General features: G+C 71.4%; 13 protein-coding genes. 6 read left to right on the forward strand and 7 right to left on the reverse strand.

The features are described 5' to 3' along the window. Positions 1 to 18: 18 nt before the first annotated feature. The gene (locus tag LWJ43_RS05675; RefSeq protein WP_277331186.1) at positions 19 to 912 is read left to right on the forward strand and encodes a 2-hydroxy-3-oxopropionate reductase; all 894 of its coding nucleotides are present in this window, start codon (positions 19 to 21) and stop codon (positions 910 to 912) included. Between the two features lie 183 nt (positions 913 to 1,095). Continuing rightward, positions 1,096 to 2,553 (forward strand): catalase, encoded by a 1,458-nt coding sequence (locus LWJ43_RS05680; protein WP_277331187.1) that lies wholly within the window; start codon positions 1,096 to 1,098, stop codon positions 2,551 to 2,553. A 288-nt stretch (positions 2,554 to 2,841) separates the two neighbouring features. Here the strand turns inward: LWJ43_RS05680 and LWJ43_RS05685 are convergent, their stop codons facing one another. Further along, a complete protein-coding gene (locus LWJ43_RS05685) occupies positions 2,842 to 3,291 on the reverse strand; it encodes a DUF6083 domain-containing protein (protein ID WP_277331188.1) in 450 nt (149 codons plus the stop codon). Positions 3,292 to 3,547: 256 nt separating this feature from the next. Continuing rightward, positions 3,548 to 5,332, reverse strand: coding sequence for a glyoxylate carboligase (gcl, locus tag LWJ43_RS05690; protein WP_277331189.1), 1,785 nt, complete (start codon positions 5,330 to 5,332; stop codon positions 3,548 to 3,550). A gap of 252 nt (positions 5,333 to 5,584) precedes the next feature. Here gcl and LWJ43_RS05695 point away from each other — a divergent pair, with 252 nt between their 5' ends. Beyond that, complete coding sequence (locus LWJ43_RS05695) at positions 5,585 to 6,322, forward strand: hypothetical protein (protein ID WP_277331190.1); 738 nt, start codon at positions 5,585 to 5,587, stop codon at positions 6,320 to 6,322. Between the two features lie 71 nt (positions 6,323 to 6,393). Next, positions 6,394 to 6,615, forward strand: a complete 222-nt coding sequence (locus tag LWJ43_RS05700) for a hypothetical protein (protein WP_277331191.1) — start codon at positions 6,394 to 6,396, stop codon at positions 6,613 to 6,615. 20 nt (positions 6,616 to 6,635) lie between these two features. On the opposite strand, the gene LWJ43_RS05705 is transcribed toward LWJ43_RS05700, so the two are convergent. Together LWJ43_RS05705 and LWJ43_RS05710 are read right to left on the reverse strand one after the other, a co-directional pair. Continuing rightward, the gene (locus LWJ43_RS05705; protein ID WP_277331192.1) at positions 6,636 to 8,243 is read right to left on the reverse strand and encodes an AMP-binding protein; all 1,608 of its coding nucleotides are present in this window, start codon (positions 8,241 to 8,243) and stop codon (positions 6,636 to 6,638) included. After that, positions 8,240 to 9,916: an AMP-binding protein gene (locus LWJ43_RS05710; RefSeq protein WP_277331193.1), complete on the reverse strand. Its 1,677-nt coding sequence runs from the start codon at positions 9,914 to 9,916 to the stop codon at positions 8,240 to 8,242. The genes LWJ43_RS05705 and LWJ43_RS05710 overlap by 4 nt, the downstream gene beginning before the upstream one ends. A 105-nt stretch (positions 9,917 to 10,021) precedes the next feature. Here LWJ43_RS05710 and LWJ43_RS05715 point away from each other — a divergent pair, with 105 nt between their 5' ends. Continuing rightward, positions 10,022 to 10,867, forward strand: a complete 846-nt coding sequence (locus tag LWJ43_RS05715; RefSeq protein ID WP_277331194.1) for a response regulator transcription factor — start codon at positions 10,022 to 10,024, stop codon at positions 10,865 to 10,867. A gap of 39 nt (positions 10,868 to 10,906) precedes the next feature. Here LWJ43_RS05715 and LWJ43_RS05720 read toward each other — a convergent pair whose 3' ends face one another. Further along, positions 10,907 to 12,025: a winged helix DNA-binding domain-containing protein gene (locus tag LWJ43_RS05720; protein WP_277331195.1), complete on the reverse strand. Its 1,119-nt coding sequence runs from the start codon at positions 12,023 to 12,025 to the stop codon at positions 10,907 to 10,909. 105 nt (positions 12,026 to 12,130) lie between these two features. Between LWJ43_RS05720 and LWJ43_RS05725 the strand changes: the two genes are divergently transcribed. Then, complete coding sequence (locus LWJ43_RS05725; RefSeq protein WP_277331196.1) at positions 12,131 to 12,997, forward strand: DMT family transporter; 867 nt, start codon at positions 12,131 to 12,133, stop codon at positions 12,995 to 12,997. A 5-nt stretch (positions 12,998 to 13,002) separates the two neighbouring features. On the opposite strand, the gene LWJ43_RS05730 is transcribed toward LWJ43_RS05725, so the two are convergent. Continuing rightward, positions 13,003 to 14,028: a glutathione S-transferase family protein gene (locus LWJ43_RS05730; RefSeq protein WP_277331197.1), complete on the reverse strand. Its 1,026-nt coding sequence runs from the start codon at positions 14,026 to 14,028 to the stop codon at positions 13,003 to 13,005. After that, on the reverse strand, positions 14,025 to 15,521 hold the full coding sequence (locus LWJ43_RS05735; protein WP_277331198.1) for an MFS transporter: 1,497 nt from the start codon (positions 15,519 to 15,521) through the stop codon (positions 14,025 to 14,027). The genes LWJ43_RS05730 and LWJ43_RS05735 overlap by 4 nt, the downstream gene beginning before the upstream one ends. Between the last annotated feature and the right edge of the window lie 48 nt (positions 15,522 to 15,569).

Raw genomic sequence — 15,569 nt, forward strand, 5'->3', positions numbered from 1 at the left:
TTACCGGAAGGCACCCTCATGAGCAGCAACCTCCCCAAGGTCGCCTGGATCGGGCTCGGCATCATGGGATCCCCGATGTCCGAGAACCTGATCCGGGCCGGGTACGAGGTGACCGGCTACACCCTGGAGCAGGACAAGATCGACCGGCTCGTCGCGGCGGGCGGCAAGGGTGCCGCCTCGATCGCCGACGCGGTGCGCGGAGCCGACGTCGTCATCACCATGGTCCCGGCGTCCCCGCAGGTCGAGGCCATCGCGTACGGCCCCGACGGCATCCTGGAGAACGCCGGGCAGGGCGCCCTGCTGATCGACATGTCCTCGATCACACCGCAGACCTCCGTGGACCTGGCATCGAGCGCGAAGGACAAGGGCATCCGTGTGCTGGACGCCCCCGTCTCCGGCGGCGAGGCCGGCGCGATCGAGGCCGTCCTCTCCATCATGGTCGGTGGCGAGCAGACCGACTTCGAGGCCGCGAAGCCGCTGTTCGACGCGCTCGGCAGGACCATCGTGCTGTGCGGGCCCCACGGCTCCGGCCAGACGGTGAAGGCGGCCAACCAGCTGATCGTCGCGGTCAACATCCAGGCATGCGCCGAGGCCGTCGTCTTCCTGGAGAAGTCAGGGGTCGACCTGGCAGCCGCGCTCGACGTACTGAACGGCGGGCTCGCCGGCTCGACGGTCCTCACCCGCAAGAAGGACAACTTCCTCGAGCGGGACTTCGCCCCGGGCTTCCGGATCGACCTCCACCACAAGGACATGGGCATCGTCACGGACGCCGCCCGCAACGTCGGCGCGGCACTGCCCGTCGGCGGGGTCGTGGCCCAGCTGGTGGCCTCCCTGCGCGCACAGGGGGACGGCGGCCTGGACCACTCCGCGCTGCTGCGCTCGGTCGAGCGGCTCTCCGGCTCCCAGGTCTGACACCCCCGGCCCTCACCGGGCCCCCTGAACTCCGGGTCGCGGCGGCGCTGACACCTGTCCTGTCGCGCCCAGGCGCCGCCGCGGCCCGGAATCCATTCCTCCGATTTCAACAAACTGTTGACGTTCCGATCTTGGCGAATCTACGCTCCTGAGGCCGTCAGCAGCCCCGTACGGAAGGCCTCCATGTCCCAGCGTGTGCTCACGACCGAGTCAGGCGCCCCGGTCGCCGACAACCAGAACTCCGCCACGGCCGGCGCCGGCGGGCCGATTCTCATCCAGGACCAGCACCTGCTCGAGAAGCTCGCCCGCTTCAACCGTGAGCGCATCCCGGAGCGCGTCGTCCACGCCCGTGGCTCCGGCGCGTACGGCTACTTCGAGGTGACCGACGACGTCACCGGCTTCACCCGCGCCGACTTCCTCTCCGAAGTGGGCCGCCGCACCGAGACGTTCATCCGGTTCTCGACGGTCGCCGACTCGCTGGGCGGCGCGGACGCCGTCCGCGACCCCCGCGGCTTCGCCCTCAAGTTCTACACGGACGAAGGCAACTACGACCTCGTCGGCAACAACACCCCGGTGTTCTTCATCAAGGACCCGATCAAGTTCCCCGACTTCATCCACTCCCAGAAGCGCGACCCCTTCACGGGCCGCCAGGAGCCGGACAACGTCTGGGACTTCTGGGCGAACTCCCCCGAGGCCACACACCAGATCACCTGGCTGATGGGCGACCGCGGGATTCCCGCCTCGTACCGCCACATGAACGGCTTCGGCTCGCACACGTACCAGTGGACGAACGCGGAGGGCGAGGCCTTCTTCGTCAAGTACCACTTCAGGACGAACCAGGGTGTGCGCTCGCTCTCCGCCGAGCAGGCCGCAGAACAGGTCGGCAAGGACGCCGACTCGCACCAGACGGACCTGCTCCAGGCCATCGAGCGGGGCGTCAACCCGTCCTGGACGCTGCACGTGCAGGTGATGCCGGCCGCCGAGGCCGCGGACTACCGCTTCGACCCGTTCGACGTGACGAAGGTCTGGCCGCACGCCGACTACCCGCTGCAGCGGGTCGGCCGGCTGGTGCTGGACCGCAACCCGGACAACGTCTTCGCCGAGGTGGAGCAGGCGGCGTTCTCGCCGAACAACTTCGTACCCGGCATCGGCCCGTCCCCGGACAAGATGCTGCAGGGCCGGCTGTTCGCGTACGCCGACGCCCAGCGCTACCGGCTGGGCATCAACCACACCCAGCTCCCGGTCAACGCGCCGAGGACGGCGACCGTCGACAACTACGGCCGCGACGGGCTGCACGCGACCCGCTACGGCTCGCGTCAGGACAAGAACCACGAGCCCAACTCGTACGCCGGGCCCGCACAGACCGGCGCGGCGCTCGCCTCCCCGCTCGCGGTGCACGGCTGGACGGGCACCCACGAGGCGCCCGCCCACACGAAGGACGACGACTTCTTCCAGGCGGGTGAGCTCTACCGGCTGATGTCGGCGGACGAGAAGGACCGTCTGGTCGCCAACATCGCCGGTGGACTCTCGCAGGTCACCCGCGACGATGTGATCGAGAAGAACCTCGCCCACTTCCACGCCGCCGACGCCGGTTACGGCAAGCGCGTGGAGGAGGCCGTCCGCGCCCTGCGCGAGGACTGAGCCTCCGCACCGGGGCCCTGCCCGTGTCACGCACCCGGATGAGGGGTGGCGCACGGCACCGGCAGGACGGGACCGCGGCGGCGGACGACGCCAGTGCGGTGGTGGAGGGGCGGGTGGCCCGGTTCCGGACCTGAGGGAACCGGGCCACCGTCGCCGACGTCCACCGTCGCGGTCACCGTGGAACACGACAGCAGGGGTGCGGTGCACGCCGGTTCGGCGCGCACCGCACCCCTGCTGTCGTGTCGTGCCGCCCGCTCCCCGGCCCGCACCGGCACCCGTCGTCGGCGTTCACCCCGTGTCCGGCAGTTCCTCGCCGGGCAGGTCGAACAGACGTTGCGCGCGTCGCCCGTTGTGGTGCCGCAGAGCCGTCATCCACGGCCAGTGGTCCTCGGGCTCCAGGCACGGGCAGGCGATGCGGTGCGGGATGCGGCACATCGCGCCGGGCAGCGGCTCCGCGTCCCAGAGGTTCAGCGCGCTCCCGGCCGGTGTGATGATCCACCGCCGCCGAGGGGGGACGGTGTGGGCCGGGACGAGGATGCGGGGCTCCAGCAGGATCCAGTGCCCGGCGTACGCGGTGGAGTAGCGCTCCTGCGGGAGTTCGCAGAACGGGCACTCGGGCGGCGCCGGTGGTCGTGGGGCGGTGGCGCCTTCGAGCAGCGCGTGGAAGGCTGCCGTCAGACGGTCGCAGTCGCCGTCGGGTCGGTCCGGGCAGGACGCGTCGTTCTCGGTGTCCCCCATGGGCCAAGGATCCGGGCGGGGCCCCGGGTCCGGGTAGGACGCGACCCGGCCGCACCGGGTGGTGCACCGGCCCGCCCGTGCGCCGCGGGCCGCCCCGTGAGGCGCGCGCAGGCACCGGAGGCACAGGGGACGTGGCCGGATGTCGCCCGTGCCGGCCTCACCGTCCGCGGCGGACGCCGGGGCCCGGCCCGCGCACGGCTCCCTGGTGGGAGCGGGCGGGCCGGGCCCCAGGGGGTTCCGGCGGTGGCTTACGGGGTCAGGACACCGCCAGCGGGCGGATCGAGGTCGGCGCGTGGCCAGGCTCGGACGCCACGTCCTCGAACTCGTTGACCGACGCGATGTCGGTCCCGCTCATCGAGATGTTGGTGACCCGCTCCAGGATCGCCTCGACGACGACCGGCACCCGGTGTTCGGCCGCCAGCTTCTTCGCCTCCTCGAACGCCGGCAGCAGCTGGTCCGGTTCGGTGACCCGGATCGCCCTGCAGCCCAGCCCCTCGACGACCTTGACGTGGTCCACGCCGTAGAGGCCGAGCTCCGGGGAGTTCTGGTTCTCGAACTCCAGGTTGACCTGGAAGTCGATGTCGAAGTTGCGCTGCGCCTGCCGGATGAGCCCCAGATAGGAGTTGTTCACCAGCACGTGGACGTACGGGATGCGGTGCTGCGCGCCGACGGCGAGCTCCTCCAGCATGAACTGGAAGTCGTAGTCGCCTGAGAGGGCCACCACCGAGCCGTCCGGGTCGGCCGTGGCGACGCCCAGCGCGGCGGGGATCGTCCAGCCCAGCGGCCCGGCCTGGCCGCAGTTGATCCAGTGGCGCGGCCGGTAGACGTGCAGCATCTGCGCGCCCGCGATCTGGGAGAGGCCGATGGTGGTGACGTACCGGGTCTCCGGGCCGAACGCCCGGTTCATCTCCTCGTACACCCTCTGCGGCTTCAGCGGCACGTCGTCGAAGTGCGTACGGCGCTGGAGCGTGGCCCGGCGTTCCTGTGTGGACGCCGCCCAGACCGAGCGGTCCTTAAGCTCGCCCGCCGCCTTGAACTCCCGCGCCACCTCGACGAAGAGCTCGAGCGCCGCCTTCGCGTCGGAGGCGATGCCGAGGTCCGGGGCGAAGATCCTGCCCAGCTGGGTGGGTTCGATGTCGACGTGGACGAAGGTCCGGCCCCGCCGGTAGACGTCCAGCTTGCCGGTGTGGCGGTTGGCCCACCGGTTGCCGATCCCGAGGACGAAGTCGGACTCCAGAAAGTTCGCGTTGCCGTAGCGGTGCGAGGTCTGGAGGCCGACCATGCCGGCGTTCAGCTCGTGGTCGTCGGGGAGGATGCCCCAGCCCATCAGGGTGGGGACGACCGGGACGCCCGTCAGCTCGGCGAACTCCACCAGGAGTTCGCAGGCGTCGGCGTTGATGATGCCGCCGCCCGCGACGAGCAGCGGCCGCTCGGAGGCGTTGAGCATCTCGACGGCCCGCTCGATCTGCTTGCGGCTCGCGGCGGGCTTGTGGACCGGCAGCGGCTCGTACAGCTCCGGGTCGAACTCGATCTCCGTGAGCTGCACGTCGATCGGGAGGTCGACGAGGACCGGCCCCGGCCGGCCCGTGCGCATCAGGTGGAAGGCCTGCTGGAAGACGCCCGGGACCTGCGCGGCCTCCAGGACGGTGGTCGCGGCCTTGGTCACCGGAGCGGCGATCGACGCGATGTCGACGGCCTGGAAGTCCTCCTTGTGGAGGACGGCGGTCGGCGCCTGTCCCGTGATGCAGAGGATCGGGATCGAGTCGGCGACGGCCGAGTAGAGACCGGTGATCATGTCGGTGCCGGCGGGCCCCGACGTCCCGATGCAGACGCCGATGTTCCCGGCGCGGGCGCGGGTGTAGCCCTCCGCCATGTGGGAGGCGCCCTCGACGTGCCGCGCGAGGGTGTGCTGCACCCCGCCGGAGGCCTTGAGGGCCGCGTAGAACGGGTTGATCGCCGCACCCGGCACGCCGAACGCGTTGCTGACACCTTCGCGCTTGAGGATCTCAACTGCCGCTCGGGCAGCGGTCATACGAGGCATGAGTGCTCCTGCTCGGACCTGGTGGAGTCGGGCTCTGTCGCGCCACCTGAGAGCACCAATTCCGCATTATGGAAATTTAGTTCTGCTATGCGGAATCAACTTAGGGCGGCTCCGCACAGTCGTCAAGGGAGGGGGCCGAAGCGGCGGAGAGGGCCGCCCAAACACGCGATTCCCTCCCCCGGGCGTCGCTCCTGGTGGACGATGGGGGCACGGAACGCAGTCGCCGCCGCGGGGCGGAAGGAAGGGGCATACGTGGAGTCCGTACCGGTGCGCTGCCCGGTCTGCCACCGGGACCACGCCTACATCACGCCGGTGTACCCCTGTCCGTGCGGCTCGCCGACCGCCCCGCCGCTGATGCGCGGCGCGGCGGCCACGGTCATCACGCACCGCACCTGGGACGACGACTGGGTCAGCGTGCGGTGCCATTCCTGCGGGCGCCGCGACCAGTGGCCGCACCCCGAACTCTGCTGCCCCTGCGGCGCCGTACTACGGGTTCCCGTGCGCCCGGTGGCCACGCGCGGGACCGCACCGCCGTCCGACGCGGCAGGTCCGTCGCACGTACCGCCGCCACGCACGGCCGCACATCCACGCCCGTCGTTCCGGCCCCTGGTGATACGCACGGCTCACGACGCGGTGAACACCGCGGCGCTCTACCTGAGATGGCTGGGCTTCCGCGAGGTCGTCCAGCCCGAGGCGCACCCCGGTTCCAGGATCGACCTCAGGGCCGCCGGCCTCATCGCCCAGGTCGACGCGACCACGCGGCCGACCGCCCCGCGTGACGTCGAATGCCTCTGGCTGAACGCACTGAACACCTCGGTGTCCGCCGTACTGTTCTCCTTGGCCGGCTACACGGACGAGGCTCGGTCACGCGCGGACGGCCTCGCCGTCCCGCTGTTCACCCTCGACCTCACCGGCACGCCCCAGCCGGTGAACGGCGCAGCCGACGAGTTGGTCGGCGTGGGCCCTCGGCCGCCGGAGGCCTTCGCATGATTTCGGTCACCTGTGCCCTGCCAGCCGCATATGTTCGAGCTGTTGTCAGTATGAGGACGTACAGTGAAGACATGGTCTTAACTCCTCGGCTTCCCACCTCATCCAGCTCCGTGTTCCTGACCCAGCCCGCCCACCCGTCGGCCGTCGAGGCCAACGAGGCCATCCGCGCTCTCGTCGACTCCCGTGCAGGCCAGGACTGGACGCCGATGGAGGCCGCGGAGTACGAGGTGTTGCTCATCGAGTGGGCGGCGGCGACCCAGGGCATAGGCTCCGGTGTCATAAAGGCCGCCTGACCCGCGGCCTCCGGCGCGGGCTACGCCCCGTACCCCTCCCGCAGTTCGACCTTCCGGACCTTGCCGCTGACGGTCATCGGGAAGGCCTCGAGAATCCTCAGCCCGCGCGGGATCTTGTAGTGGGCGAGCTGCCCCCGGCAGTACTCCGTCAGCTCGTCGAGTGTCGGCGGGTCGGCCGGATCACGCGGAATCACGCAGGCCAGGATCTCCTCCCCGTACGTCGCGTCCGGCACGCCCACCACCTGGACGTCCGCGATCTTGCGGTGACCGTAGAGGAACTCCTCGATCTCACGCGGGTACACGTTCTCGCCGCCGCGGATGATCATGTCCTTGATCCGGCCGACGATCTGGACGTACCCGTCCTCCCGCATCACCGCGAGGTCGCCCGTGTGCATCCAGCGTCCCGCGTCGACGACTTCGGCGGTCCGCTCCGGCTGGTCCCAGTAGCCGAGCATCACGCTGTACCCCCGGGTGCAGAGCTCACCGGCCTCACCGCGCGGCAGGGTCACCCCGGTCGCCGGGTCGATCACCTTGACCTCGATGTGCGGCATCACCCGGCCGACCGTGCCCGTGCGGCGCTCCAGATCGTCGTCCCGGCGGGTCTGGGTGGAGACGGGCGAGGTCTCCGTCATGCCGTAGCAGATGGACACCTCGTCCATGTGCATCTCGGCGACGACCCTCTTCATCACCTCGACGGGGCAGGGCGAGCCGGCCATGATCCCGGTGCGCAGCGAGGAGAGGTCGTACGAGGCGAAGTCGGGGAGGCCGAGTTCCGCGATGAACATCGTGGGCACGCCGTAGAGCGAGGTGCAGCGCTCCTGCTCGACGGCGGCCAGCACGGCGGCGGGTTCGAAGGCCGGCGCGGGGATCACGATGCAGGCACCGTGCGAGGTGATGCCGAGGTTCCCCATGACCATGCCGAAGCAGTGGTAGAAGGGCACCGGCAGACAGACCCGGTCCTCCTCCGTGTAGGCGACCATCTCTCCCACGGAGTAGCCGTTGTTCAGGATGTTGTGGTGGGAGAGCGTGGCCCCCTTGGGGAATCCCGTGGTTCCGGAGGTGTACTGGATGTTGATCGGGTCGTCGCAGGACAACTCGGCCTCACGCGCGGCCAGTTCCTCCGCCGTGATGTCATGGGCGGCGGCCGTGAGCTCGTCCCAGGACGGGTCGCCGATGTAGTGGACGGACCGCAGCGCCGGGCAGCCGGCGCGGACCTGGCCGACGAGCGCGCGGTAGTCACTGGTCCGGTGGGCGAGCGAGGCGACCAGGACGGAGATCCCGGCCTGCCCCAGCACGTACTCCAACTCGTGCGCGCGGTAGGCCGGATTGATGTTGACCATGACGGCGCCGATACGGGCCGTGGCGTACTGGACGAGGACCCACTCCGGGCAGTTGACGGCCCAGATGCCGACCCGGTCGCCCTTGGCCACCCCCGAGGCCATCAGACCGCGGGCCAGCTCATCGACGTCGGCTCCGAACTCGGCGTACGTCCAGCGGCGTCCGGAGACTACGTCCACCAGGGCCTCACGCTCCCCGAACGCCTGGACAGCCCGGTCAAGGTTGCGTCCGACGGTGTCGCCGAGCAGGGGCGTGTCGCCGGTTCCGTGCGCGTAGGACAGAGCGCTCATCGCACGTCTCCCTCGTCGAACTCGGTGCCGGTCCCCTGCGCCGTGCGCTCGCGCAGCTCGATCCTGCGGATCTTCCCGGAGACGGTCTTGGGCAGCTCCGCGAACTCCAGCCGGCGGATGCGCTTGTACGGGGCGAGGACCGACCTGGAGTGCGCGAACAGCGCCTTGGCGGTGTCGGGCCCCGGCTCCCAGCCCTCGGCCAGCACGACGTACGCCTTCGGGACGGAGAGCCGCACCGGGTCGGGTGCGGGCACGACCGCGGCCTCCGCGACCGCCTCGTGCTCCAGGAGGGCGCTCTCCAGCTCGAACGGTGAGATCTTGTAGTCGGACGCCTTGAACACGTCGTCGGCCCGGCCGACATAGGTGATGTAGCCGTCCTCGTCCCGCGCGCCGATGTCACCCGTGCGGTAGTAGCCGCCCGCCATGGCCTCGGCCGTGCGGTCGGGGTCCCCGTGGTAGCCCGTCATCAGTCCGACGGGGGCGGCCGACAGGTCGAGGGAGATCTCGCCCTCCGCGGCGCCCGGTGCACCGGTGACCGGGTCCAGCAACTCGACCTTGAAGCCGGGACTGGGCCGCCCCATGGAGCCCGCCTTGAGGAGCTGTCCGGGTGTGTTGGCCACCTGCACGGCGGTCTCCGTCTGCCCGAAGCCGTCCCGGATGGTGACGCCCCAGGCGCGCCGCACGCTCTCGATGACCTCGGGGTTGAGCGGCTCACCGGCCGCCACGACCTCGCGCGGTGGTGTCCTCAGCTGTGTCAGGTCGGCCTGGATCAGCATCCGCCAGACCGTCGGAGGGGCGCAGAAGCTGGTGACGCCCGAGCTGTCCATCTCCGCCATCAGCCGGGCGGCGTCGAAACGCGTGTAGTTGAAGATGAAGACGGTGGCCTCGGCACTCCAGGGTGCGAAGAGGTTCGACCACGCGTGCTTCGCCCAGCCGGGTGAGGAGATGTTGAGATGGACGTCGCCCGGCTTGAGGCCGATCCAGTACATCGTCGACAAGTGGCCCACGGGGTAGGAGACATGGGTGTGCTCGACGAGCTTGGGGCTCGCGGTGGTGCCCGAGGTGAAGTAGAGCATCAGGGGTTCGCCGGCGTCCGTCTCCCGGTCCGGGGTGAAGGTCTCCGACGCCTCGTCGGCCCCGCTGTAGGACAGCCAGCCGTCGACGTCGGCGCCGACGGCGATCCGGGTGTAGCCGCCCGGGACCTCGTCGAACTTGGCGGTGTCCGCCGACCGCACGAGGACGTGGCGGACCTTGCCGCGCCCGACCCGGTCGCGCAGGTCGACCGGTCCCAGCAGCGGGGTGGCGGGGATGACCACGGCGCGCAGCTTCATCGCGGCCAGCGCCGTCTCCCACAGCTCGACCTGGTTGCCCAGCATGACGAGGATGCGGTCGCCCGCGGCCACGCCCTGTTCCCGCAGCCAGTTCGCGGCCCGGTCGGAGCGGGCCGCCATCCGGGCGAAGGACACCTCGGTGCGGCCGCCGTCCTCCTCCACGATGTGCAGGGCGGTCCGGTCGTTGTCCGCGGCGATGACGTCGAACCAGTCGAGCGCCCAGTTGAAGTAGTCGGGCCGGGGCCAGCTGAAGCCCTCGTAAGCCGCGGTGTAGTCCTCACGGTGCTCGATCAGGAAGTCCCGGGCCGCCCGGAACGTCTCCGTCGCACTCGTTGCCGGCATGTGCCCTCCTCGTCGCGAACCCGTCCCTTAACATCATGTGAACAGTGACCCGGATCTCACCACCCCCGGACGGGGGTGGGCCGACAGGAGCGGGGAGTCATCGGCGTGCCGGAATCGGGCGAGGCGACCGAACTGCGGACGGCCCTGCTCAGGCTGCGGCGGACGAGCGGGCTGCCGGTGGTCTTCGGCGGGCTGCTGTCCGACGCCCGGCACGCCCGGATCGCCGAGCTCAGCGGCGCGCGGACCCCGGCACTGCGCGGGCTCGTCATCTCGGCGGGGAGCGGGCTCGGCGGCAAGGCCATCGCCCTGTCCCGGCCGTGCGCGGTATCGGACTACACCTCGTCGCGCCACATCAGCCACGAGTACGACACCGCCGTCGCGGCGGAGGGCCTCCGCTCGGTCGTCGCGGTGCCCGTCGTCGTGCGCCGGACGGTGCGCGGTGTGCTGTACGGAGCGCTGCGCGAGCCGCTCACCCTCGGGGACCGCGCGTTCGACGTGGCGGCCTCGGCGGCCCGGGACGTGGAGCAGGCACTGGCCGTCCGGGACGAGGTGCAGCGGCTCCTGGCGGCCACCCGGGAGCAGATCGGTGATCCGGGCACGGTTCCCGGCACCTGGGAGGACGTGCGGGAGGCGCATCGCGAGCTGCGCGCCCTGGCCCCGAGGATCACGGACCCGGCGCTGCGCGACGAACTGCTCGCGGTGTGCGGACGGCTCGCGTCGGCCACGGGGGCGCACCGGGAACCCGCGACAGGGCGGGTACGGCTGGCGCCCCGCGAGGTGGATGTCGTCGCCTGCGTCGCGTCGGGCTCGACGAACGCCGCGGCTGCCGAACGGCTGGGGCTGCGTCCGGAGACGGTGAAGAGCTATCTGCGCTCGGCGATGCGGAAGCTGGGGGCGCACACCCGGCTGGAGGCGGTGGTGGCGGCGCGCCGCGCGGGGCTGTTGCCGTAGGCGGTCCCGCGCCGGCCCGCCGGCCCGGGCCGGGGCGCCTCAGTCACCGAAGTCGACGAACGTGCCGAAGCGGACGTCGTGCGCCGGCAGGGAGGACATCACCGTCAGCAGGCCCACGGCCTCCTGGGTGATCTCCTCCCGGGTGGCCCGGTCGGGACGCCCCAGCGCCTGGACGGTGACGGTCGCGGTGTCGCCGGTCTCGTCGAGACGCCAGAGCGCGGCCAGGAACCCGTCGGCCAGGACCGTCCCGTAGGACTGGTTTCCCATGCCGTTGCGCCCCTTGAGGGCGGGCGGGATCACCCGGGTCCGGTCGGCGTGACCGAGCAGGAGGTTGTCGAACTCGGGGAGGAAGCGCGCCGGGGCAGGCGTCCCGGGGTCGGGGCGCGGGGCGTCCGGCAGGTCGAAGAGCTCGACGCCGTTCTCGTCGCGGAAGGTGACGAGCCGGGGGCGCAGGCGTTCGAACACCTCGCGCATCCGGGTGAGCCCGGCCCACGTCTGCATGTCCTTCACCGAGGCCGGTCCGAATGCCCCGAGGTAGCGCAGCACGGTGGCGTCGGGCGTGGCCGCCGGCTGCGGGGACCGCTCCAGCCAGTGCTCGGCGGTCGTCAGGGCGACCTGCCCGCTGCGCCCCCAGAGCCCGCGCGGGGTGACCTGGACCAGAGGCAGCCGGCACCGGGCGGCGACGGCGAGTGCGCGGGGGTCCGCGTCGGGCCAGTGGACGAGCAGTTCCTCCCGCAACTCCTTCATGGTGCGCGGCCGTTCCTCGACCAGTTCCCTGGAGAGCGAGGCGAGGCGGTCCAGGTCCACACCCGTGAGCCCGCTCCGGAACATGCGCAGTTCCCGGTCCCGCGCCGGCTGGACGAGGGGGCGCAGGGTGAGGGCGTCCTCGGCGGTGTGGGTGTGGATGGTGGAGCGGAGGGTGACGATCCTGACCACCTCGCGCGACTCCATCAGCGCCGAGAGCGCGGCCGGGTCGAAGCCTTCCAGCCGGGAGAACAGCTGGAAGTACGGAGGCCTGGTGTTCTGGGCCTGCAGGCCGACCAGCCGGCCGACCACGTCCTTCACCGGGACGGCGGCCCGACGCAGCAGCAACTGCCGCTCCAGTGTTGCCCTGTTGAGCGCACGGGTGGAGAGCACAGGAGTGTTCTTGGCGGTCATGGCCCGCAGCGTACGCGGGCCACGCGGCACGGTCCCCGGTACGGGCGACACCCCCACGGTCCGCGGCGCCGCGGGCGGGACGGCTCCGGCCCCCATGATGGGGCGGTGATCAGTGTCCTGTTCGCCGTCCTGACCGCTCTCAGCAACGGCACCGCCTCGGTGCTGCAGCGCCGCGCCGCCCTCGACGCGCCCGACGGCAAGGCGATGCGCCTGTCACTGATCGGTCATCTGCTGCGGCAGAAGGTGTGGCTCGCCGGGATCGGGCTCGTGATCGTCGCGGCGGTCTGCCAGGCCGTCGCGCTGGCGACCGGCCCCATCGCGGTGGTCCAGCCGATCTTCGTCATCGAGCTGCCCGCGGCCCTGGTGGTCGCCGGGTTCGTCATGAGGGTCGGGGTGACGCGCCAGGTCTGGTACGGGGTGGCCGCGGTGACGGTGGGCCTGGCCCTCGGCATGGCGGCCGCCGCGCCGGTCGGCGGCAGCGAGGACGTGGACGGGATGCTTTGGGTCCCCGCCCTGGTGGCGACGGGCGCCTTCGAGGCCGTGCTGATCGCGGCGGCTCTCGGTACCTCGGGCAACGCCCGGGCCGCGCTGCTGGGTCTGGCCGCGGCCTGCGGTTACGCGCTGACCGCCGCACTGATGAAGGACGCCATGTCGCGGCTGGACTCCGACGGCGCGGTCGGTCTGCTGACGGCCTGGCAGCTCTACGCCACCGCGGCCGCCGGCGTGGGTGCGCTGTTCCTCCTCCAGAACGCGTTGCAGGCCGGTTCGCTGGTGGCGGTGCAGCCGATGCTGACGCTCGGGGACGCGCTGATCAGCATCACCTACGGGGTGACGCTGTTCGGTGAGGAGCTGAGGACCGGGTGGTGGCTGCTGCCCCAGCTGACCGGAGTGGCTCTGATCACCGTCGGCTGTGTCGTCCTGGCGCGCTCCCCGCTGGCGACGGCGCGGGCGGCGCCGTCGCCGGTGGACTGAACCGGTCAGGGGCGCCCGCGCGCCGGGACCTCCTCGCCCGGCGGCACCGGGCCCGGCGGGGTGCCGTCGCCGAACGGCCGTCCGCCCAGCTGCTCCCGGTGGTGCGGGGTGAGCCAGCCCGTCAGGTCGGGTCCGAGCGGCACGATGCCGGTCGGGTTGATCCCGGTGTGCACCTGGTAGTAGTGCCGCTTGATGTGGTCGAAGTCGACGGTGTCGCCGAAGCCGGGGGTCTGGTAGAGGTCGCGGACGTACGCCCACAGGACGGGGTCCTCGGCCAGTTTCGCGCGGTTGCACTTGAAGTGCCCGTGGTAGACCGCGTCGAAGCGCACCAGGGTGGTGAACAGCCGGATGTCCGCCTCGGTGATCGTGTCCCCGACCAGGTAGCGCTGACCGGCGAGGCGTTCGGAGACCAGGTCGAGGCGGCGGAACACGTCGACGTACGCGGCCTCGTACTCGCCCTGCCCGGAGGCGAACCCCGCACGGTAGACCCCGTTGTTGACGTCCCTGTAGACGCCGTCCATCACGCTGTCGATCTCGTCGCGCAGCCGCTCCGGGTAGAGGTCGGGGGCCCCGGGGCGGTGCAGGGCGGACCATTCGGTGGCCAGGTCCAGCGTGATCTGCTGGTAGTCGTTCGTCACCAGGGCACGGGTGGGTACGTCGACGATCGCGGGCACGCTGACCCCGCCGGGGTAGCCGCGCTCCCGTGCGTCGTAGGCCTCACTGAGGTAACCGATTCCGAGCACCGGGTCCTTGCCGCCCTCGTCGAGGGTGAAGCGCCAGCTGCGGTCGTCCTGGACGGGGTCGGCGACGGCCAGGGAGAGCGCTGGTTCCAGGCCGAGCAGCCGGCGTGAGATCAGGGCCCTGCTCGCCCAGGGGCAGGCCCGGCTGACCACCAGGCGGTAGCGCCCTGCCTCGACGGGCCAGCCGTCGCGGCCGTCCGCGGTGACGCGGTCGGCGAAGTGGCTGCGGGAGCGCTTGAAGGGTTTGTGGCCGTACGAGCGGTTTCCGTCCTGGCCCTCGGTGTCGCTCATGGTGTCCTCCTCAGGGCGTCGGTGGCTTCGGACGTATCGGGACTTCTTCTTCCCCGCCTGCCCGCCGCGACGTCCGCGAGGGCCACGATCAGGCCCGCGAGGACGAACGCGACGGACACGAGGAGCCCGTGGTCGTAGGCCGCCGCCCAGTCACCGGGGCCCAGCCGTGCGAAGAAGACCGAGCCGACGGCGGCGATCCCGATGGACGAGCCGACGCGCTGGCTGGTCTGGAGGGTTCCGCCCGCGCTGCCCGCGTTGCCGACCGGCACCTCGGACAGGGTGAGGGTCTGGTTGGGTGCGATGACGAGACCGCTCCCCAGGCCGGCCAGCAGCAGGGGGGCCGCCATCGCGAGTCCGGCGCCCCTGCCCGGCACCAGGTGTGCGGCCAGTGCGGTGAGTCCCAGTCCGACGGTCACCATGGTGAGTCCCACGACGATGAGGGGCCGTCCGAAACGGCCGACGAGCCGGCCGCCGATGGTCGCCGACGCGCCCGCCCCCAGGGCGAAGGGCGTGATGGCGAGTCCTGCCTCCAGGGCGCTGTAGTGCAGGCCGGACTGGAGGTAGAGCGTGCTGATGAAGAAGATCGAGGTGAAGCCGGCGAAGTACAGCAGGATCATCAGACAGCCCAGCCAGAAGGACCTGAGCCGGAAGAGTGAGAGGTTCAGCACCGGCTGGACGTCCCTTCGCGCGCAGCGGGCCTCCCAGGCGACGAACGCGGTCAGCAGGACCGCGGCCACCGCCACGAGCAGCCACTTCCCGTCGCCGGGCCACTGCTGGGCCTGGACGAACGGAAGCAGCAGCGCGAGGACGCCCGCCCCGAGCAGCAGGACGCCGACGGGGTCCAGGTCGCGTGGGCGCACCCGGCTCGCCGACGGTGTGTCGGGGAGCAGGCGCCGGGCGAGCAGGAGGCAGACGATCCCGATCGGCAGGTTGACGTAGAACACCCAGCGCCATCCCTCCTGCGCCCCCGCCACCTGGATCAGGAGGCCGCCCAGGAGCGGTCCGACGGCGGTGGAGATGCCGACCACGGTGCCGAACATGCCGAAGGCCCGTCCACGCTCGCGTCCGGAGAACATCTGCTGGATCAGCGCGGAGATCTGGGGCGAGAGCAGCCCGCCCGCCGCCCCCTGGAGGAGCCGGGCGATGACGAGCCAGAGGCTGGACTGGGCGGCCCCGCAGGCCGCGGAGGCCAGGGTGAAGAGGACGAGCCCCGCCATGAACACCGCGCGCCGGCCCCGTGCGTCGCCGAGGCGCCCGCCGGGGACGAGGACGAGGCCGAAGGCGAGCGCGTAGCCGGACAGCACCCACTGGAGGTCGGACTCCGGGGTGTCGAGGCCCTCCTTGATGGACGGCAGGGCCACATTGACGATGGAGACGTCCAGCAGCGTCATGAAGCCCGCCACCAGACAGACGGCGAGTGCACGCCAGCGACGGGGGTCGGAGGGGCCGGGGCCGGGCTTGCCCGTGGCCTCGTGCTCCGTGCTCTCTGCCATGGTCCGCACCCTAGTTCGCGTCCGTCCGGTCCTCCTCCCGGGCGCGCC

Source organism: Streptomyces sp. JH34, assembly GCF_029428875.1.
Classification (GTDB): Bacteria; Actinomycetota; Actinomycetes; order Streptomycetales; family Streptomycetaceae; genus Streptomyces.